Source organism: Glaciimonas sp. OK215 (genome assembly GCF_057787885.1).
Window position 1 is genome coordinate 937,050 of the sequence record NZ_CM173544.1, and the last position, 19,578, is coordinate 956,627.

Sequence of the window (19,578 nt, forward strand, 5' to 3'; positions counted from 1 at the left end):
ATGCGAATATCGAAGTGCTCGTACGTCATAGCGGGCATCGCGCTCAACTAGCTTTGATTCACCGAGAGTGGTAACGCATTGCAACGCGTAACCGCTTTGTTCGAGAATAACCAGTAGGCCGCGAACAGACCGATAACGAAGAGACTCTGGCGAGGAAGCGCGCCAGGATGCGGTGCTTTGAGGTCAACAGCAAGAGGACAACCCAAATTGGTCTATCACGCTCTCGCCGTTAATCTTGGCAGGTTCCCCCTTCGTTTTCTGGTACTCATTTTGCGGACCGTCTGCGTCAGCGCCGGCGCGTTTCTACATGCTATTATTTAATTTTTTGGGGAGTCGCCAAGTTGGTTAAGGCACCGGATTCTGAATCCGGCACGCGAAGGTTCGAGTCCTTCTTCCCCAGCCATTTCCCAGCGCTGAATCTAATTGGCTTGTCATGCCGCCGACATCCATCTGGACAGTCCCTTGACGGGGCTGCCCTTGAACTCGCCTGGTATGAGGAAAATGGACGGATAGCTTATGACCGTCGACTTTTCCGGATGCTTGCCTTGATGGCGCATCGCTTGGTGGGCAACATTGCGGTTCTCTAGCGTGACCACAGGGCATAGCAGCCTACAGTTGCTTCAAATCGTTTCAGATACGTGACGGACTCGCACAATGCATGATGACGTAAAGCGGAAAACCGAGTACGACTTGGGCTGGGACTACGCAATGTACGGCCTCAACTTGCCGGATTTGATACATACCGTTTCTCGCGCTGGCTATGAGCTTGCCAAGAGCAGTTTCGACGAAAAAATGAAGAAGGCAGACCGGTTCGTTCGAAAATGGCTTCAACTTCGCTTGAACGCCTATAAGCGCGGTCGCCTGGTCAACGATGACGTCAACCCCAGTTTCATCGAAGAAATCGACACGGAACAATGTCCTGTAACCCTTGTGAAGCTCACTCACGGAGAGCAGCTCGAGTCTGACTGGTCAGTCGACCGGTTGAATAACAATGGTGCCTACGCAGTAGATAATCTTGCTGTCATCAGCACGAAGGCAAACACCGCCAAGGGAAACAAAAGCTTCGAAGAAGTACTGGAATTGTCGAATGCCAGTGAGCCAACACAAGGTTTAACGCCTCGAGAATGGCTACGTATGGCGTCCATCATGAACGGCCCGAGTGTAGTCGAGGACCAGACTCGGGATATGCTCCTGCCCCTTGCAACCAAAATCCCGAATAGAACAGTTCATCCGGAGTGGTTCAAGCTGCAGTACTGCATCGTGTTAGCCCTCAAGAAAAAGACTGCAGCCCGCAACGAGCAGCATAAAACGCTGCGTGCCCTCTGCCAGGACCCAGTAATGCAGGATGCGTTGGACAAGGTATTTTCTCGATTGGAGGTGGTTCGTCGGGAATGTCCTTATCCCTATGATGCCATGCTGGATGTCCGTGTTCAGGAGAACCTTCAAAGATGGTTTCTTGGCATCGGTAGACATGCACGAGTGCTGCTGAAGTTGTACATGAAGTCGGCCGGCGACGGCAAGCCGTTCACGTTAAATGACCTGACAAGCTTTTCACTGCGCACAAAGGGGTACGCCAACTAAATGTCATTTCATCGCATCCCTGATAGAACCAAGGTAGCCAGTGCTTTCATGCCGTAGTCCTGAAGGAATTGGTACCAATCCCAGACCTAAAAATAATGCAGAAAAAGTGACCGTTATCCCGCCGACCGCGGGCATATCGATGCATATTGCGCCGCCTATGCAGGGAAATAGCTACTACCAAGAATATCTTCCGGTCTCTGACTCCGTTTTCAACTCCCGTGATGTTTCGACCAGCCTTCAGCTCGGCTCCTTCGGCCAACGCATAGTCTGAGTGACATACCGCCGCAAAGAATAGTGCGCAGTCACCTCCATCTCTTTAAGCGTAATCTGCCGAGCGACATTTCGCGTCTGACCGCCGATGTGATTTAATCATGTACATATGAAAATTCACCTTGATACCGTCATCCCATTGCTGCACAAGACGACCTATGGCGTCCTGGCGACACAATCTACACAGCTGCCGGGATACCCATTCGCATCCATTCTGCCATTCGTACTCGATGAATGGCATTGCCCCGTGTTTCTCATCAGCGCTCTGGCTGAACATACGAAAAATCTCATGGCGGACCATCGCGCCAGTTTTCTTGTTTCCAGCCCGGACACCCAAAACGTCCTGACGGGCGCGCGTCTGACCTTAGTGGGAGATGTGCTGCCTTGTGAAGCATCACCGGAATTGGTCGCGCGTTATCTTCGCTATCAGCCAGACGCGAAGCAGTACCTCGACCTTGGGGGTTTTGCTTTCTTCCAGCTCACGCCAAGGCGTACCAGGTATGTCGCTGGTTTTGGTGAGATGGGCTGGATGGAAGACGTCGAATGGGCAAATGCGTCAGTCCTGCCGCTGGCCGACGAGGCAAAATTCTACCGGGAACTCATTGGGGTTTTACCGATGGGCGTTCGATTGCTCGGCCTCGACCATTATGGGGTCGACATTGAGCGTCAGGGCAAGCGTGAACGGCAGCAGTTTCCGAATGCGCCGGTTGCGGCAGAGAATGCCGGCGAAGTCATAAAGCGGTTTCTTGCGGCATTGTGAAACGTAAAGGACTTTACCTGACCTTGGTGAATACTAATAAATCGTGGCTTTTTTATGTCTCACAATTTGACGCAAGAGAGGTGCTTCGGCAAAGTTTAAATTTCCCCCTGAAATGCGAGGACTACACCGAGAAGATAACAGTGGGGATTACGCAGCCTGGCAGTGCCTGAAGGGGGCGTCTGAGAAAAAGGGCAAAATCGAACGCCAACGGCATCACTTGTAAGTTTGAAGCCATAGATGCGGTGAAAGGCGCGTCAAAAATGCCAGAAACCGGCCCGACTCTGACGTAGCCAGCCTCATTCCTGCCAACGAGTTGAGATATACCTAAAAAAATAAATTAACTATGCCAAAACACCCATATAAACGGTTCTTTACAGTGGTTCTAGCTTTGGTGGCCAGCACTCTTTTTGCTGGCTGCGCCATTAATGAAGTCACCTCAGCGCCAGATGTATCTCAGTCTGTCGTGCCACCAACTTCGATAGAGCACCTGACCGTGCGCTTTGAAGGAAGCAACATTAACTACACCTTGCAGGCTAGAGGCCGCGCTGATGTCGAGTTCAAGAAAAAAATTGCGAGGACGTTTTTAGACGGCGTTATATCCGCAGTGCGAACCAAGGCTCCTGGCATGATTGGCGAAACGTTACAAAGCCATGGTATTGCGCCGGGCAGGGACTACACGCTTACCATCAAAGCAACTGAAGGCTATTTTTTACTCTTAAGTCGCCTGAACGACGTCAATAGCGCCGGTCGAGTAGTCTTTCAGGCATCGCTCACCGACGCAACGAATAAGCGCGTGTGGGAAATGACAACCAACGTTATCGGCGAAAATCTTGATAACAGTACTGCGTATGCGAAGTCTCTATCTCAACATGTGGTGTATCGCCTCATGCGTGATGGCTGGGTAAATGTATCAAAGTCGGAACTGGCGTCGTACGCCCCTATTGGTGATGTTTCGGCATTGCCGTTTAGCAATGAGAGTGTGAGGGCTGCCTATCGTGACTGGCTTACCAAGAAAAAACCCCGCGCATTTGTCATTGCGTCTGATGGTCATTACAACTCTGCTTGGGGCGGAACCAACCCAAGCGAGAAGGCAATGTTCGCTTGCAACAGCAGAGGGGAAGCTGCTTTGTGCAAGTTGTACGCTGTCGACGACGATGTGGTTTGGGTCAGGTAAGGCGTATCGACAATCCAACGTACTATTTTTTCTGAGACGCCCGGTGAATATTCTCAACAGCGTGGTGTCGCAGTAGCCTCAACTAAGTCTTTGACGGCGCTCGCAGCGGAGAATTCACATGAGCGACAACGCTATTTCGATTCGTGCATGAAAGAATTCTCGGCTGGATATTGTAATCAGCTTATCGCACGTGCGATTCAAATCGAATGGCGTAAGCCTGTAAGCGATGACTCCGTTGATACCCGAGTTGATGAACGCGGGCGGGAAGAATAGAAAAACCAGCTCTTCTTCCTAGGATTTCGACCATGCGATTGACGCCAAGCTGAAGGTGCTGACTCGGGAGGATTGGCCAGGCAGCTAAAAGGGCATGGGACGAGCGAGACCATCGGGCTGGTCGTCCTCCTTAGGCCCCTAGTATCGGTTACTTCTAAGCAGACTATTCAATCTGTCCAAAGGAATTAAAGTGAAACGCCTTAACATCAACCAAAACTATGGCGAAGCAAGAAAAATCTTAAGAGAGCGGCTCGTACGATTCTTACCGGCGTATTCCATGTCAAAGCCGTTTCCGAATGCGCAAAGCCGACCGCCAATCTCGGACCGTGAGCTTGTTGACCTCTATCTACATCTTAAAATATCGCCTCACAGTGACATCGCATGGGCTCGTGAAGTGTACGAGCAGGCGCGCCAAGCCCAACTGATGGCGGAGGCCGACCAGCCCAACGAGCCTACCCCACTTTCAGTTGTTGAAGTAAGTCACTCAGCCGAACCACCTGAAGCCGGCGCTGCCGGCACCGTATCAATCTCTATGCAGGTCGGCACGCTGGTTCATAGTCTGGCCGGACTTTCGCCCCCACCAACGTTCGACGAATTGGTGTCGCGTGGATGGATTCTTACTTCATGGGGAAGATTCGCTGTGCCTCGTAACATTGTCATGGCAGTCCTTCGGAGCCAAGATGCCCGGGGCAATGCGTTCAGAAGCATTGTCAACGGTCGCGGAGACAATATATATACGGTGATTGAGGAGGCAAACCTGAATGGCCCACTCTCGGAATTGGCGGCCGGCATTGTCAGGGGAGAATATCGGCCCGGTGAGATAGTTTGTGTATCACGTCCGTGGGTCGCTGCGAGGTTGTGGGATACAAGCCTGAACGCCGGGGGTGAACAAATCACCGAAGATGCGGAACAGCGTCTGAGCCGTTGGGTTGACCGCTGGATAAGCCTTGGGGCGCCGCCTTTTGCTGCGAGCGCATACCTTGACTCTGAGTCGTTTGAGACCTTCATTGAAACTGCAATGAGCGTGCTCCAGCCCCCTTCCACGACCCCGAATTGGCAGGAATTTGAGCAGGGTGTTACAAAGCCTGAAATGCTTCTTCAGCCCGATAGAGAGGAACCTATTTCTATTGATGCAGCACCCTTTACGACCATTGGCCGCGAAAAGTGGCTGGGACGTGGGATGCCGCAGCACACGGTCCACGATTACCTCGCTACACGGGGAGTCGCAGCCATGTCTTTGGTCTTAAATGAACTGGAAGAGGCGCATTATGACTCACGCAGGATTGGTCCGCGCTTGATGGAATTGGCGGTAGAGCGCCCCGTTCTGCTCATGCTAATGGCACAGCGTGTACAGCGGTACCCGGTGCTTCTGGCCGACATGCTGCTGTCTCCGGCAACATGTACTTTGGCTTGTAGCTTGATTGCAAGCTGGAGCTTCAATGACGGAGGATGGTTCCGCGAGTTCCAAGCTCCTGCGAATCGAGTAACAGAGCTACTTGCCTTTGAAGACGCGCTGGCCGTGTTAGGCGGTCATCTTGATGCCAGGTGTGTCTCTGCAAGAGATATGGCCTCTTTGTATCGGCATATCTATGAGCAGGCGGCGAACCCGGAGCAGATGACGCGGGCTGGTGAGCTTCTCTCCCTACTGAGAGAGGAACTGACATCCGCAACGGCGACATACTACGACGAGGTGGTGGGCGAACTCATCACCGCCGTAGTCCACTCTTCAAATCCAATCAACTCATTCTGTGCCGCATTGGATATGTTGACGGACAGCGGTTGTGTAGAGCGCATTGAGCCCCACCAAATTGTCACTTCATATCTGGAAGTGATATTTCCACGGGGGGAGCGCATCACCGGCAGGGAACTGGACATACAGAGTGCGCAGGCATTGTGCTCTCTCGCGTTGAGATGCGATGAGGCATTGCGAAATCGTTTTCTTAACGCAATCGACGTTCGGGCTTGGATGGAGGTCGGACCTGAAATCGAACAAGAGAGTTTTATCTTCCAAGACAGGATGGAGTGCCGCATCAGGTTGCACATCCGCGTTCTCTCTCGCGCAATCGCAGGATGGCCTACCGAAGCGCCAAGGGATATCGTCGATGTATTAGCACGAGCAATTTGGGCCGGCGCCACCAAAAACATTGACCGCGGTCGCATAGATGTATTTGTGCCGGGCCTCAGTTTCGGGCATTCCTGGGCACAGGAGCAGCCAATTGCTCAAGACATGTCGGCAGCATTGATGCGTCTCACAGGAGACGCTCTTCAGGCGGTAGTGATTCAGCTTTGCCAGATAGATGAACCAATTGTTCTGGCCGGTATAGTGGCAGGCACACCGGATGTCATTCATCGGCAAATCAAGCAGCACCTGTTGTCGCTGACACCCGCGACGGCTCCAGACGTGTCTAACTTGCCGGCGGCGCAGGCACGGGTGGAGGCACTCCTGAACGCGGGCCTGGTTGAGATGGCCGCGCCGTTTGTGGACGTCCAGCGTGAGGCACAGACATTCGGCCCAGTACCGGGGCGTGAAACGAGCATGCTGAGGACGAATCTTCGGCTACATCTGCTCCGTAAAGACTGGGCTGCCATAGAAGCATTCGAAGTACCAAGAAATCTCTCCGATGCTGCGACTAGAGAGCAATACGATGTGCTCCAATTCTACAAGGCGGTGGCCGAGCTCTCGAAAGAGCGCGGAAATCCGGCCGCCGCGGAGGCAATCTTCATCGACCTGATGCAGCGGAACCCCGGCGTTACGGCATATCCGCTGAATCTGTTCGCCAGCCGGGTTCATCGGCTTCTCAACGATAATTCGCTCAGGGTTCTCACGAGAGAAGAGCTTACAGAATCTAGGCGCTATCTCACCGACGCAGTCCGCGAAATTCGACCACGCATTCAGCATGCTCCAGGCGAACTGAAGATGCTGGACATCAACAGGGCGATGCTCCACTTGGCCGCCGGTCAACCTCGGCAAAGCTTGGACATCTTGCTATCGCTCAGGGATGGTTATCCGATGGAGCACATCGAAGGGTTCCGAGCGTTGGCGATAGCAAGACTCGGCGCATTAGAAGAGGCTAAGATTGCACTGTCAGAAGCTGAGCGTGATTTTGGACGGACTGAATTTCTTACCGCGATAAGAGAAAACATCGACACCCATCGTCCCTACATGACGGCTCCGAACTTCGCAATCGATGATAACCCTCTGCCGGCTATTCGCCACGCCATAGCGGCGTTTCATCGCTTAGGACATGTAGAGCAGGCTCAAGCGCTACATTCGCACGCTCTGTTTGAGCGCTTTCTAATCGAAGAGGTTCGAGGCGCATGCGCCAGTCTGGTCGCCCTGGTGCCGATGATGCGTAACCTTGAGCTGATGGGCCTGGAGGATGACATTTCTGGCGTGCTGAAGCAGATTCTGCGTTCACGGCTAATATTCCCACAGTGGGCTGTAGAAGACCAGCCACGCGGCGGATATTCGGAGACAGGAGGAGTCGGGGAGCGCGATTTTGCAATTAGCAAAGGGGCGGCCGAGCTTACAGTGATAGAGGCCCTTGTTGTCCGCTCAGTGGATACTGGTACCCTAACATCGCACTTCAAAAAACTGCTTGGCTACGGCCTTTGTCGCGTTTTCTTCCACATTACCTACGTGCGCAATTCGAATTGCGCAGGGGTTCTTCAATTTCTGAAAACAGCATGCGCCAGCCCTCCCCATGCTGAAATCGAATTTATTCGGGCCATCGACCTCCCTGATTATGATTCTAGGCCCATGGGATTTGAGGCCCACTACAAAGTTCAGGGGCGAGATATCCTAGTCGTTTTCTTGGCGCTAGATATGGGACAGCAGATTCAAAGAGAAGCGGCTCAGAAACAGCGACAATAGATTAGGCCCATGATTCGCCGTTCGGCAGGCCTGGTGGGTCAAGCGAAGGGGGCCAAACATGGCTGAAATTGTCTTTGGTGGACCGCCCAGAGACCCTTCGGTATGAGAAGTATCAAAAGTGATGATACTGATGATATTCGAAACGTAAGGGCCTGAGGTCTGCCAAGACTCTTGCGGGTACTCGTACAATGTCCCGGAAGGCATCAATCGCTCCCGTACGCATTCTGGTCGAAAATGCAGTTATTAGGAATTTCCGAATAACTGCCGCCAACAGCAAATCGTACGATACAGCTGACTAAAGTCTTGGCGTTGCAATCTCGGTCGATGCCGAGTCAAGTCTCCGCGCGGTATTCAGTTTCGCATTTGGGCCACTAGGACGCTGAAAGAACACTTGGTCAAGGGGGTAGCTCTTACTTCAAGTTCGGAAGGCCCACCTCAGAGTTTAAGCTTTTCAATGAGCAACTACGCCAAGAACTGATGGCAACTACCCGGTAATCCCGGATAGTTGCCAAAAGGATGGCGCCGAACGCATAAGCGGGACACAATCGGAACAACTGGAGCGAGTGGCGGAACGGCTTCTATTTCTCAAACCGTCCGAGAAATGTCGCGGTAATCGTTCCAGAGCCTTCCAGCGCGCTCATGCGCGCGGCGCGAAGCACGGCAGTTAGGTACCATGAAACGCACTGCTACGACGATAGGTAAAGTGCGACCAAAGGCACCAGGTTGACCAGGATGATTCCAAGTTTGTAGATAGTGATGCCTGCAAGGTTCATTGCGTCAAAGGTTTCAACCGAGACCTTGAACCAACGCGTATGTATTCGATACATCCAGTCGTGAGCATAGACGAAGATGCCGGCCCAGATGAGAAGCAACACGTAGTTGATACCGACACACCAAAGAAGAGCTTCCTTAATCTCATTCATATTCATGGCGCGCCCTTTTAGCATCCAATTTTGGTATGAGGCCGACACTTTTGCGGAATAACTCCGGCACCTGCAGCCTAACTTGGCGCGGTTGCGTCCCTCTTGAAGCGGCATGCCTCTTTAATCTTAGCCGATATCGACGCGTGATTGTGTCCTCCTAAACGGCCTTGAAAAGCAGCACCCTCGTTCGCTGGAATTGGCCGGAGCAGGCGCCTGAAGGTCGGATGTTGGTTGACTTTAACCGTCGGTAGACATGGTCAATTCCAGCGATGCGTCGCCGAACCAGTCGACGGCTACTGGTCGGGTGGTCAACATCACCGGAATACGCAGTTATTCGGTCATCAAGACCGATAGCAACGGCGGCAATATTCCCACAAGAACAAGCTTCGTTATATGGATGCTGTCTAACAGAGCAAAAGCAAACGCGAGCAATCCAAATAAAATGACCAAAAAAAATGCCATCCAATGTTTACGTGTTCGTTCTCGCGCTTTTATCTGTAAGGTCAGGATTTTAATATCTGAGGAGGATACTGGCTTTGAGCGTGGCCGATGAGGTACATCCTTCTTTCGAGAATCCGTCGAGGCTTTCAATCGCGGGGAAGTCGGGTTCTTGTTTCGCTGTGACGCGGTGACAGAGGGGTGCTGCGGGGAAGGTGCAACGTGGGAATTGAGGGGGTCTTGCGATTGTCTGTCACTGTCGGGGTCACCATCCCCGTCGCCATCGCCATCGTCCGCGATTACATCAGCGCCCTGATTGTCCTGACCTTGCTCCGCGCAAGCAGAAACACATGCTTGACTGGTCAATTTCGCCTTTGTGTGAGTTAATTTAGATACCCTGTCGCCACTAGGTAGTTGCCGGCCAACAAGTACCTGAAGTGCGTAGTCCATATATGATGAATTTTTGCAAGGAACAAGCATTAATATCTCCAAAAAAGGTCATTCGAAAAATTGTCGGGCTATTAAACCGACGCATGAAGTTTAGCCCATCCCTCTAACTCCGCGTGCTGGTCGATGCGCAACTTGGCAAAGTTGGATGCAGACCAAAGCGTGAGAAGTCGAACTTGGTCCCGTTTGACCCTCCTTTCGTTGTTCCAAAGGACTAGGTCCAAGAATCCAGTAGCCTATAGAGCGCGATTCTCTATGTGCTGTCGCATATTTATTGGAACATTGCACGCTGCACAAACAAGATGCCGGCGCAGCCGAACGCAAGTCGAGCATAGTTTCGAACAGCACGTGGATATGAATTGACCTTGGGGAACGAGAAAACTAACATTCTGTATGCCGAACGAAGGATGTAGGGTGCTTACGGATGACACAATGACCTATAAAGTCGCCCCCCTTGGAAGCCTATTTAAATAAAAGGACGCCATGCTGAACAAAGACATCAATTCTCGTTTCGAAGACTGGCTACTCAGCCCGACCGAGGCACTAGATTTCGAGGTGAAGCAGTGGCTTGACCTCGATGATGCGGAGGGTCGCGGTGCCGTGGCGAAAGCTCTAATCGCACTAGAAAATCATGGCGGCGGATTTCTTCTCATTGGTTACAAGGAGGAGGAAAACAGTCGATTGGTTCCAGATGAAAACCGCCCAGCAGGTTTGCAGGCTTACAGTACCGATGCTATTAACGCTATTCTCAAGAAATGCGCGGAGCCGGTCTTCCATGCTGAAGTCACCTTCCAGAAGCACCCTGAAACGGGTGACGAATTCCCATTGATTCGCGTCACAGGGAATTCACGTGTTCCTGTCCGCTCTTGTAGCGCCACGGCAGGCAAGACCCTGCATCAAAATATCTATTATATCCGCCGACCTGGCCCAGAAAGTGATAGCCCGAAGACCGCTGCGGAATGGGACCGGCTTCTCCATCGTTGCATACTTGCGCAACGAGACGAAATCATTACTGTCTTGAGAGCGTTTTTGCCCACAGGACCCGGTGCAGCAATATCCGCACCCGTCAGCGAGCTGGAGAAGCTTCACAAATTCAACGAGGCCGCGATGGCTCGCTGGACGGCGCTGAATGAGTCCCTGCCGGAGAGCCACCCGGCGCGAATTCACCAAGGCCACTTCGTTTTTTCTGCGAGAATTGTTGGAAGTCCTCGTGGCGTAGCCGCAAAGGACATACTTTCATCAATAGAGACGGCTAAACGGTACACCGGCTGGCCCGCGTTCGTGGCCCTGCACCAAGAAGCGACGCGACCCCGGCTCGTTGACAGTTGCTTGGAAGCTTGGCTTGCCGACTTGAAGCGCCCTGATATCGGACAAGCAGATTTTTGGCGAATCGCTCCCGAAGGTAACTTTTACCTGCTTCAAGGGATGCAGGAAGACTCTCTGGGGCCGGGCAGCAGGGGTTACGGTGCTCCTGGTACGCTCTTTGACATAACGCTGCCCGTATGGAGGCTCGGGGAATTCCTACTTCGAGTGACTGAGCTTGGTGCCGTCATGTTTGAGGAGGGTTTCGAAGTAGTTGTCGATTGCGAGTGGGCCGGCCTTAAAGGCCGAACGCTTACGATACTCAGCAGGCGGCGCTCTCTTCTGGGTGGTCGATATCGCGCAGAACAGGACAACGTTCGGTCCAGCGGTAAGTTCTCCCAGGCTGTCCTGCGCGACCTTTTGCCAGATGTCGTCAAGTCGCTAACGGCACAGGTCTACGAAGTGTTTGATTTCTTCCAGCCGCCTGACAATTTCTATGCCGAAGAACTAGCCGAAATGACCAAAGGCAAATTCTAGGATTATTTGGTTCAGCATTGGCTTCAGCTCCGATGCGGTTCTCAAAGCAACGTACAACATTGGCCCCACAGATGTAATTTTTTCAGAATATGGGGGTTTTGCCCGATTGCTGAAATGTCCAGGCCCAGGCGGGCGGAATATTACGTAGGATGAGCTTCGGACGCTTCCAAGCGAGAGTCCGGTGTGGCGAGGACATTGACTTTCAGTAACGCTGCCCCATGTGGTAATTTCTCAAATTCGATAGTCAGGTTCATAACATGAAGATTTTGCACATCGGCGGCGTGGCGGACAATGAATCTATGGACTTATCTGACAACACAATGACGGGGCACCACTCATTCAAATTGTCGGCCGACTTTGCGACGGATGGTTTACGAACCCATGACTACGAACGACGTACCTTCAAATTGATGGATAAAAACGGAAACTCCCAACATACGTCATTTATGATTTACGACAGACTGGACGCAGAGGCAGCAAAACTACAGATTGAAGCAATCACAGGACACCGTATCCAGGAGTAGTGAGATTGTCCGATTATCGACGACCTAGCGAAGAGTCCGCACGCACTCAACCACTGAGCGCAGCCGTTCACGATTTTCTACCGGCGGTGAGGCGACGCTGCATCTGCACTGGACGGATAAAGTCATGGCACTGTAACACGAGCACAAGGACATTCGTATAACTTCCCAAGGCTATAGCTTACAGGAATCAGACGGCACAGAGACGTCACACATTTCACGTCAGTCCTCGGATGCCGCGCGTGTATAGGTTCCCAACCATGGCCAGCAGTGGAGCGGCGCTGAACAAACACTCTCGTTGCGATTATTGAACTATAATCCCTCATAAATAGCTCGAAATTGATACATCAGTGGCAGCCCCGCGCAATGCCAAAGTGGTTGACAAGAGATGAGCCCGTGCCAAAAACTGCGATAAGACCAGACCATTTGCCTGACTTCACCGCCCCACCGCTGAACGAGGTCGTGCTGGGCGTCCAATTCTCACCGCCGAGTGGCTATCAACAGATTCATGCGGGGGAAGTTTGGAAATTATTCCGTGATACGTATCCGCAGGTTCAGGAATACTCACCGATTCCTCCGAGCTTTGAGACCTTCGGGCAGCATTCACCCAACTCCATGTCAGGGCAGATTAAGTTCCTCGATGGCCCGCTACACGACCGGTTCTGGTTTATCCGCTCGCAAGGAGATGAGCTCATTCAGTTCCAACAGGACCGCTTACTTCACAATTGGAGAAAAGTCGGCGACCAATCAAACGAATATCCTCGGTTTGAAAACATGGTCGTTCAATTTCGGACTGAACTTTATCAACTCCAAGAATACTTGGGTACCTTATTTCCGCAATCGCTAGTGGTAAATCAATGCGAAATTTCGTACATTAACCACATCCCAATAGATAAGTCAGGCAAGGTGTCAGATTGGCTGCGCTTTATTGGATTTGGCGATAATGAGCCAGAACACTTTTCCTTTGGCTTCCGTGATGTGATTCGTGGTCCTGATGGCGCGCCGCAAGGTCGGTTAGTCTGCGAGGCGACCGAAGGTGTTAAGCCGGGAGGCCAACGCATTATTGTGCTGACACTCTCAGTCAAGGGTCCTCCCAATGGTTCGGACATCGAGTCCGCGCTTGATTTCATAACGAAAGGTCGAGATTTAATCGTTCATCGATTCGTTGAATTGACAACCGATATGGCTCAAAAAATGTGGGGGCGAATAAAATGACGAATTACGGCGTTCTTTCTGCTTTTTCCTCGGTTGGCGTGATGCAACAACCAACTAGCATTCCCCAAACTCAATTTGTTCCTGCAAGGAAAATGATATCCGAGCGCGCAGCGGTATGGCGTGATTCGGTTGCTAGCCGCCTATCTGAACTCGTTGCGCTTGAGCGCGGTTGGGACGGTTATGACGGTGTTCCCGTGCGACGTGAGAACGCCGTATTTGCTCTGCGAATGATTGAAGCAATCTGCGACACTGACACCCCTGCACCTCAAATTGTCCCAGGTTCAGCAGGCGACCTGCAAATCGAGTGGCATACGTTGAGTGGTGATATTGAACTGCATGTAGTAGCTCCGAATAAGGTGCGCGCTTGGTATTCCATTGCTCTTGAAAATAACGAGGGTACCGAACTTCAGTTGAAAAGCGACTTCGACACCGTTGCCACGTGGGTGAAAGAAGTTACGGAGTCAGAGATTGCCGCTGAGCTTGCCGCCGCGTGACGAACATGGGGAGGTAATTCCCCATGACCATCCGGACATCCTTCCAGAAGACGGAGTTATCCGTCGCATATCTAATCAGTTTGTAGTCGAAGATGCAAAAATTGGTGGGCGTCGCATCTCGTCAATGGCATTTAACCCATCGTCAGGTATTAACGGCGGCCTTTCCGTTGACCTTGAGCGAGAGATTGTGGAGGCGGGCGGAGATGCACTTGCCCACGTGTCAACGCCTCCTTGGATTGGCTCGGTCCGGTTTGAAGCACGGAACTTACGAGCAGCCGGCTTTCAGGTCGGCTTCGCTCCGCTTGATAAGAACCCCTATCATGGCGAGGTTTGGGGCATCAAAACAAAGGCGAATCAAAAAGCCCTTCTCCGGCAATGCGTCTGGTTTGCCCCTATTACGAACTGTTTGCTAAATACTGATTAATGTCTGATGTCGCGCGAGCCAAGGCGAAAGCGGCGCATTTATCACGCCTCACCCCACTTGAAAGTGGGGTGTTACTAACCCTATTTTCCTTTTGGCGGTTTACTCGGCGGATTATTGCCTCTGCGCTTACCTGATTTTTCCCCGGTTTTGCTGGGCCCATTGGGCGGTGTAGTGCTTACGTAATTGCTTTTCATTTGGCTCTCCATTTTCACCCAAGAAAGAAAAAAGTTAGCACGCTGGGCGTGGACGCCTAACTAATTTTGGCCGGATTCATTTGACCTATTTCGTTTTTAAAGACGTACTTAAAACCTCTCGAAGCTTAGCTCGTGCTACGTGCGCTGCTAAGGAGAATTATATGAACGCCGATAAAAAAAACAGTGCTGTTTAATGGAAAAGTTATTGCCCTTTCGGATTGCTGCTGACCTGAATAGATTTTCGTGCAAAAATACTTGCTTTCGAATAAACAATGATTGATTCAGACGGGACAATGAGCGGTATTACTACTCAAGAAAACTGTAATACCTCTTCTCTAGAAACCACGGGATGGCCAGCGGAGCGGCTAACGCTGCAGCGGCCAATGCGTCTGTTCAAGAGTACGCTCAGGCTTGAGCCACACATCCCGGGCGTTCCAAGCATGGATGGCATTTTTGAGGTCGTTTTTGGTGAAACCATTGAAAGCCATTTGCGAAACCTCCTGGGAGATTCACAATTCAAGACTTTTGAGAATGCACGCCGCGGAAGACACCGTCCTAGTAAAACCTCGTTAGAAAGCATTCGCAAAACCTTAGGCAATCTAGCTGTTCTGGTGTTCCCTGCTGAACGGCACGAGCTAGGAGAAGAGAACTGGCTAGACCTTGCTCACTGTGATTCGTTATCCGCATCTCTTGCGGAAGAAACCTCGTTGATGCCAGAGTTACTTTCTGTAACCGCAAAGGCGGAAACGGTCCTCAGCAAGTTGCGTTCGGGGTGGCGAAAGAACCACGACCCTAGATGCCCTCATTGCAATCACCCGTTGATTGAGAAACCTGTTCAGTGGTGGCAAAACAATGGGTTAGGGATGGAAAATTCATCCCTCCGATTTGCCGATAGATTGATTGAACTGATGGTATTTGTCGAGGATTTGGCAACTATGCTTGCCGCGTTCGGAAAGAAAGATGACGCCGCCCAGTTTTCGTATTCCCAACTGCTCGACAAGGAGCGCACGCCAATTGGGCACTGGCTGGAGGCTTATCAGGGCGAAGCATCCTGCACGAGCCTCAACGAACTCAGCCTTTGGCTATTAAACAAGGACGTGAGGTATCTGGAAGACAGACGGATTAGCTATAGCCTATTGAAAAAGTGGTCTGGTCGTAGAGACTTGATGCCGCCTCGGGCCGCAAAATGCTTGCTTGCGGCGATTGCTCCTACCGGGAAGCTGACCTGGCAATACAATGCAGCGCGCTGGCTCACCTTCGTCTGCGATTTCGTTCACGCAGCGGTAATGGGGCACTCCCCGCCTCCGTGGGCGACGGTTCAATCAGCAGTCCAACTCCGCTTCAAGTATCTTTCAGAGATGGAACGTGCTCGACGAGCGCCATCGTTGCACCCCCATACCTGACCCGGACACCTGCGTTGAGTACCACCGGTGAGGAAATTATGCGTTTTATCGCTCATCATGCACTTTTCAGAATCGGAATTGGCTATATCGCCGCCCATTTACTGGCTGCTGAGGATGCAAGACTGCGTGCCGTGGTGTGATAGCCCTCTTTTTTTGCCATTTTTCACAGTGAACCGTGGTCGAACAACTTCGGGATGAGCGACCACGCCAGTTTGATTTTTCAGGACCGACAGACTGCCAGCAACGAAACATCAATAAACGATTGTTATAGCTTTGCCTTAGGTCTGAGGTTGTACAATCGTGGCTTAAAAATTCATCCTGCCACCATAATGTCTGAAGCACTCTCGCTCGAAACCCTCGAATCTTGGCTATGGGAGTCCGCGAACATACTTCGCGGCTCCATTGATTCTTCCGACTTCAAGAACTACATCTTCGGTCTGCTGTTTCTCAAACGCTTCAACGACGTCTTTGACGAACGCGTTGTCCAGCTCAGGCAGGACGACGGGCTGAAACACGATGAAGCCGAGGATGAGGTCCAGGATAAGTGGGGAAAATTCGCCTCTGCTGCTCGCTGGCCGCAACTGGTTGCCCGCACCGAGAACATCGGCGAAGCGCTGGACAAAGCGTTCGCCAGCATAGAAGAGCACAACACTGAACTGCAATACGTGCTGACTGCCACTCAATATGGCGACAAGCAAAAACTTAGTGATGCGGTATTGCAGCGCCTGTTGCGCCATTTCAACCAGTACAAATTGGGCAATGCCGACCTATATAAGTCCGACATGCTGGGCGATGCTTACGAATACCTGATTAAACAATTCGCCGATGACGCTGGCAAAAAGGGCGGAGAGTTCTACACGCCCAAGGCAGTGGTACAACTGGTAGTCGAACTCATCGACCCGCACCCTGGGCACAGCGTGTACGACCCGACCTGCGGCAGCGGCGGTATGTTGGTTGAGAGCGCGCACCACATTGCGAAGCTGCCCAACGGTACCCTATTGGGTAAGCCCAATGTGCTGTTGTACGGCCAGGAAAAGAATCTCGGGACTTGGGCCATCGCCAAGCTCAACCTCTACCTGCACAACATGCGTGCCGAGATTGCGCGCGGCGACACCCTGGTGGAACCGAAGCATCGCGAAGGCGATTACCTGAAGACCTTCGACCGCGTAATTGCCAATCCACCGTTCTCCGCCAAATCATGGTGGACACCGCTGGAACTGGCCAATGAAGCCGAAAACCAGAACGACGCCAAGAAGGCCAAATCCCCAAACTACAAACAGGTCAACGACCCGTTTGGCCGCTTCGTGTACGGCATACCGCCGCGTGGCTATGCCGACCTCGCCTTCGCCCAGCACATGCTGGCCAGCCTGAAAGCTGATGGACGCATGGGCATCATCCTCCCGCACGGTGTGCTGTTCCGCAGTGGTGAAGAAGGCAAGATTCGGGAGGGCCTGCTATTCGGCACCGACGCCGCCAATGGTAACCAGCCCGGCGACCTGATTGAGGCCATCGTTGGCTTGCCCTCCGCGCTGTTCTACAACACCGGCATCCCGGCCTGTGTGCTCATCCTCAACAAGCAGAAACCGGCCAGCCTCAAGGGCAAGGTCATCATCATCGGCGCCAGCCACGACTATGCCGAAGGCAAGGCGCAGAACAGCCTGCGGCCGGAAGACCTGGTGCGCATCGTTAGTACACATAAAGCTGCATTCGACAATCAAACTGAAGTGGACCACTACTGCCGCGTGGTGAGTCTGGATGAAATCCGCAGCAATGATGGCAATCTCAACATTTCCCGCTACATTGAAAATGGCGAGACCGAAGATGTAGTGGATGTGGTTGCCACCTTGGTGCAACTGGCGACATTGGTCGAGGAAGAAGCGGCGATTGATGAGCGGCTGAACGGTTATCTGGCGGACTTGGGCTTACTGGAGGTTGGGCAATGAGCGTGGTTGGCAAGCCGGGATATCAAGAAACGGCTATTGGTTGGATGTCAGTAGACTGGGAGATTGCATCCCTTGAAGAATTGTCGAACATTGACAGCGAGTCGTTGTCAAATAAGACATCACCCGATTTTGAATTCCGATACATCAGCCTCGGCGATGTGGATAGCGGGGCTTTGGTTGCTGGGTATCAGTGCATCAAGTTTTTGCATGCCCCTTCGCGAGCCCGGCGGATAGTAAAGTCAGGCGACATCCTTTTTTCCACGGTACGTCCCAATCTCAAGGGCCACTATTTTGCGCGGAAAGTTGATGGTGATGTAATTGCATCGACTGGATTTGCTGTTATTCGTGCCAAACATAAATTTGCATCGGCACAGTATCTCTATCAGTTTCTGTTGTCCACTAAGGTGGACGAACAAATTGAGAAACTAATTGTCGGGTCAAATTATCCAGCAGTTAATTCTTCTGATGTGAAGGCTCTCAAGGTCGGGCACCCCCCGCTCCCCGAACAACAAAAAATAGCCGCCATCCTCACGTCGGTGGATGATAAGCTGGATATGATTGCCCGCCAGATTGCCACAACCAAAAAACTCAAGCAGGGCCTGATGCAAACTTTGTTCAGCCAAGGCGTGGGCACTCAGGACGCCAGCGGTCGCTGGGTGCCACATACTGCGTTCAAGGACAGTGACCTAGGGAAGATTCCGGCCACATGGGAAGCCAAACTGCTCGGGGACTTGGCGCAAGAGAGTCGCCGGCGTAACTCTGGCTCTCTCAACGACAATCTATTGTGCGGTGTCCTCAAGAGCCAAGGATTGGTGCCAATGCGTGAACGCGTTAAAGGCGCTTCAACGGAACGATGCCGAGTAGTTGAACCAGATGCGTTCGCCTATAACCCTATGCGTATCAATATTGGTTCGATTGCGCGTAACCTTAGCACGCATGCGGTTATGGTTAGCCCAGATTACGTGGTGTTTGCTGCTACTGCTTCGCTTCTACATGCTGACTATCTCGACCATTTCCGTAAATCAGATGAATGGACTCGCTTCGTCGGCCAGTCTGGTGATGGGGGAGTACGGATACGCATCTATTTTGACCATCTTTCGCATGTGCTGATTCCGACTCCTCCCATGTTGGAACAGCTGCGAATTGCTCAAATACTTAATGACGTAGATGCCAAGCTCAATACCCTGGGTGAGAAACAAACTCACTACCAAACCCTCAAACGCGGCCTGATGCAAAAGCTGCTGACCGGCGAGTGGCGGGTCAAACTTGATGGGGAAGCGAACCATGGTGATTGACCGACCGACCGCCGACCGCTTTATCGAGGCCTATATGGCCTTTCTCGGGACCTTGGTCAGCGATGATGAAAAGCGCGGCAAATCCCCCTCGCAATCGCTGGTTATCGGCCGTGACCGGTATGGTGCCGACCGCAGCCAACTTGATGCTTATCGCAGCGCCCACCCCGAGGCCGACACCGAGGTACTGGACGCAATCGCGGCCATCCGCCTTGGTCGCTGGGTGTATCTGAAAGATACGCGCAGCTACTCGGTGCTGTTGGCCGAAGACGGCAGTGCCGCTTATGGCGTGTTGGGGCTGACCGACCGCTTGCGCGACGTAGCGCAGGGTACCAGCGGCATGGTGGTGGAGGCGGGGTTGATGCCGTTGCATGGGCGCTGGGTCTGCGATGGATTACTGAAAGACATGGCATGGGTGGGGCCAAACATGCGCCGCGACCTGACGGCTGGCTATCAAACCCTGCGCGAAAAAGACCGCTTTAGCCTTGGCCCCGTCTAAGCGAATTGGATGTC

The 19,578-nt window shown here is 52.3% G+C and carries 15 protein-coding genes and 1 tRNA gene; 14 read left to right on the plus strand and 2 right to left on the minus strand.

Annotated elements, in window-relative coordinates; all coding sequences use genetic code 11:
• Positions 1–326: 326 nt before the first annotated feature.
• The 5 genes from AC3CHX_RS04215 (at position 327) to AC3CHX_RS04235 (ending at position 7,932) form a co-directional block, all read left to right on the plus strand.
• A tRNA-Gln gene (locus AC3CHX_RS04215) sits at positions 327–403 on the plus strand.
• Between the two features lie 251 nt (positions 404–654).
• Positions 655–1,581, plus strand: coding sequence for a hypothetical protein (locus tag AC3CHX_RS04220; protein ID WP_488642844.1), 927 nt, complete (start codon positions 655–657; stop codon positions 1,579–1,581).
• A 379-nt stretch (positions 1,582–1,960) separates the two neighbouring features.
• The gene (locus tag AC3CHX_RS04225) at positions 1,961–2,611 is read left to right on the plus strand and encodes a HugZ family pyridoxamine 5'-phosphate oxidase (protein ID WP_488642845.1); all 651 of its coding nucleotides are present in this window, start codon (positions 1,961–1,963) and stop codon (positions 2,609–2,611) included.
• A gap of 343 nt (positions 2,612–2,954) precedes the next feature.
• A complete protein-coding gene (locus AC3CHX_RS04230) occupies positions 2,955–3,785 on the plus strand; it encodes a hypothetical protein (RefSeq protein ID WP_488642846.1) in 831 nt (276 codons plus the stop codon).
• A 463-nt stretch (positions 3,786–4,248) separates the two neighbouring features.
• Positions 4,249–7,932 carry a hypothetical protein gene (locus AC3CHX_RS04235; protein ID WP_488642847.1) on the plus strand — a complete coding sequence of 1,228 codons (3,684 nt, stop codon included), beginning with the start codon at positions 4,249–4,251 and terminating at the stop codon, positions 7,930–7,932.
• A gap of 686 nt (positions 7,933–8,618) precedes the next feature.
• Here AC3CHX_RS04235 and AC3CHX_RS04240 read toward each other — a convergent pair.
• On the minus strand, positions 8,619–8,969 hold the full coding sequence (locus AC3CHX_RS04240; RefSeq protein ID WP_488642848.1) for a DUF6868 family protein: 351 nt from the start codon (positions 8,967–8,969) through the stop codon (positions 8,619–8,621).
• A 216-nt stretch (positions 8,970–9,185) separates the two neighbouring features.
• Complete coding sequence (locus tag AC3CHX_RS04245; protein WP_488642849.1) at positions 9,186–9,743, minus strand: hypothetical protein; 558 nt, start codon at positions 9,741–9,743, stop codon at positions 9,186–9,188.
• 480 nt (positions 9,744–10,223) lie between these two features.
• On the opposite strand from AC3CHX_RS04245, the gene AC3CHX_RS04250 reads away from it, so the two are divergent.
• From AC3CHX_RS04250 to AC3CHX_RS04290, 9 genes are all read left to right on the plus strand, one after another.
• Entirely contained in the window at positions 10,224–11,579 is a 1,356-nt protein-coding gene (locus AC3CHX_RS04250; RefSeq protein ID WP_488642850.1) for an AlbA family DNA-binding domain-containing protein, read from the plus strand.
• Positions 11,580–11,836: 257 nt separating this feature from the next.
• Positions 11,837–12,103: a hypothetical protein gene (locus AC3CHX_RS04255; protein ID WP_488642851.1), complete on the plus strand. Its 267-nt coding sequence runs from the start codon at positions 11,837–11,839 to the stop codon at positions 12,101–12,103.
• Between the two features lie 393 nt (positions 12,104–12,496).
• Complete coding sequence (locus AC3CHX_RS04260; RefSeq protein ID WP_488642852.1) at positions 12,497–13,315, plus strand: TIGR04255 family protein; 819 nt, start codon at positions 12,497–12,499, stop codon at positions 13,313–13,315.
• The gene (locus AC3CHX_RS04265) at positions 13,312–13,809 is read left to right on the plus strand and encodes a hypothetical protein (RefSeq protein WP_488642853.1); all 498 of its coding nucleotides are present in this window, start codon (positions 13,312–13,314) and stop codon (positions 13,807–13,809) included. The genes AC3CHX_RS04260 and AC3CHX_RS04265 overlap by 4 nt, the downstream gene beginning before the upstream one ends.
• Complete coding sequence (locus AC3CHX_RS04270; RefSeq protein ID WP_488642854.1) at positions 13,784–14,233, plus strand: hypothetical protein; 450 nt, start codon at positions 13,784–13,786, stop codon at positions 14,231–14,233. The genes AC3CHX_RS04265 and AC3CHX_RS04270 overlap by 26 nt, the downstream gene beginning before the upstream one ends.
• Positions 14,234–14,699: 466 nt before the next feature.
• Positions 14,700–15,830 (plus strand): hypothetical protein, encoded by a 1,131-nt coding sequence (locus tag AC3CHX_RS04275; RefSeq protein WP_488642855.1) that lies wholly within the window; start codon positions 14,700–14,702, stop codon positions 15,828–15,830.
• A gap of 329 nt (positions 15,831–16,159) precedes the next feature.
• On the plus strand, positions 16,160–17,773 hold the full coding sequence (locus tag AC3CHX_RS04280; RefSeq protein ID WP_488642856.1) for a type I restriction-modification system subunit M: 1,614 nt from the start codon (positions 16,160–16,162) through the stop codon (positions 17,771–17,773).
• Positions 17,770–19,068, plus strand: coding sequence for a restriction endonuclease subunit S (locus AC3CHX_RS04285; RefSeq protein ID WP_488642857.1), 1,299 nt, complete (start codon positions 17,770–17,772; stop codon positions 19,066–19,068). The genes AC3CHX_RS04280 and AC3CHX_RS04285 overlap by 4 nt, the downstream gene beginning before the upstream one ends.
• Positions 19,058–19,564, plus strand: coding sequence for a hypothetical protein (locus AC3CHX_RS04290; protein WP_488642858.1), 507 nt, complete (start codon positions 19,058–19,060; stop codon positions 19,562–19,564). Before AC3CHX_RS04285 ends, AC3CHX_RS04290 begins: the two co-directional genes overlap by 11 nt.
• The last annotated feature ends 14 nt before the right edge of the window (positions 19,565–19,578 follow it).

Coding starts and splice junctions, on each gene's coding strand:
- AC3CHX_RS04220 (WP_488642844.1), top strand. CDS start 655: ATGCATGATGACGTAAAGCGGAAAACCGAGTACGACTTGGGCTGGGAC.
- AC3CHX_RS04225 (WP_488642845.1), top strand. CDS start 1,961: ATGAAAATTCACCTTGATACCGTCATCCCATTGCTGCACAAGACGACC.
- AC3CHX_RS04230 (WP_488642846.1), top strand. CDS start 2,955: ATGCCAAAACACCCATATAAACGGTTCTTTACAGTGGTTCTAGCTTTG.
- AC3CHX_RS04240 (WP_488642848.1), bottom strand. CDS start 8,969: ATGCCGCTTCAAGAGGGACGCAACCGCGCCAAGTTAGGCTGCAGGTGC.
- AC3CHX_RS04245 (WP_488642849.1), bottom strand. CDS start 9,743: ATGGACTACGCACTTCAGGTACTTGTTGGCCGGCAACTACCTAGTGGC.
- AC3CHX_RS04250 (WP_488642850.1), top strand. CDS start 10,224: ATGCTGAACAAAGACATCAATTCTCGTTTCGAAGACTGGCTACTCAGC.
- AC3CHX_RS04255 (WP_488642851.1), top strand. CDS start 11,837: ATGAAGATTTTGCACATCGGCGGCGTGGCGGACAATGAATCTATGGAC.
- AC3CHX_RS04265 (WP_488642853.1), top strand. CDS start 13,312: ATGACGAATTACGGCGTTCTTTCTGCTTTTTCCTCGGTTGGCGTGATG.
- AC3CHX_RS04275 (WP_488642855.1), top strand. CDS start 14,700: ATGATTGATTCAGACGGGACAATGAGCGGTATTACTACTCAAGAAAAC.
- AC3CHX_RS04280 (WP_488642856.1), top strand. CDS start 16,160: ATGTCTGAAGCACTCTCGCTCGAAACCCTCGAATCTTGGCTATGGGAG.
- AC3CHX_RS04285 (WP_488642857.1), top strand. CDS start 17,770: ATGAGCGTGGTTGGCAAGCCGGGATATCAAGAAACGGCTATTGGTTGG.
- AC3CHX_RS04290 (WP_488642858.1), top strand. CDS start 19,058: ATGGTGATTGACCGACCGACCGCCGACCGCTTTATCGAGGCCTATATG.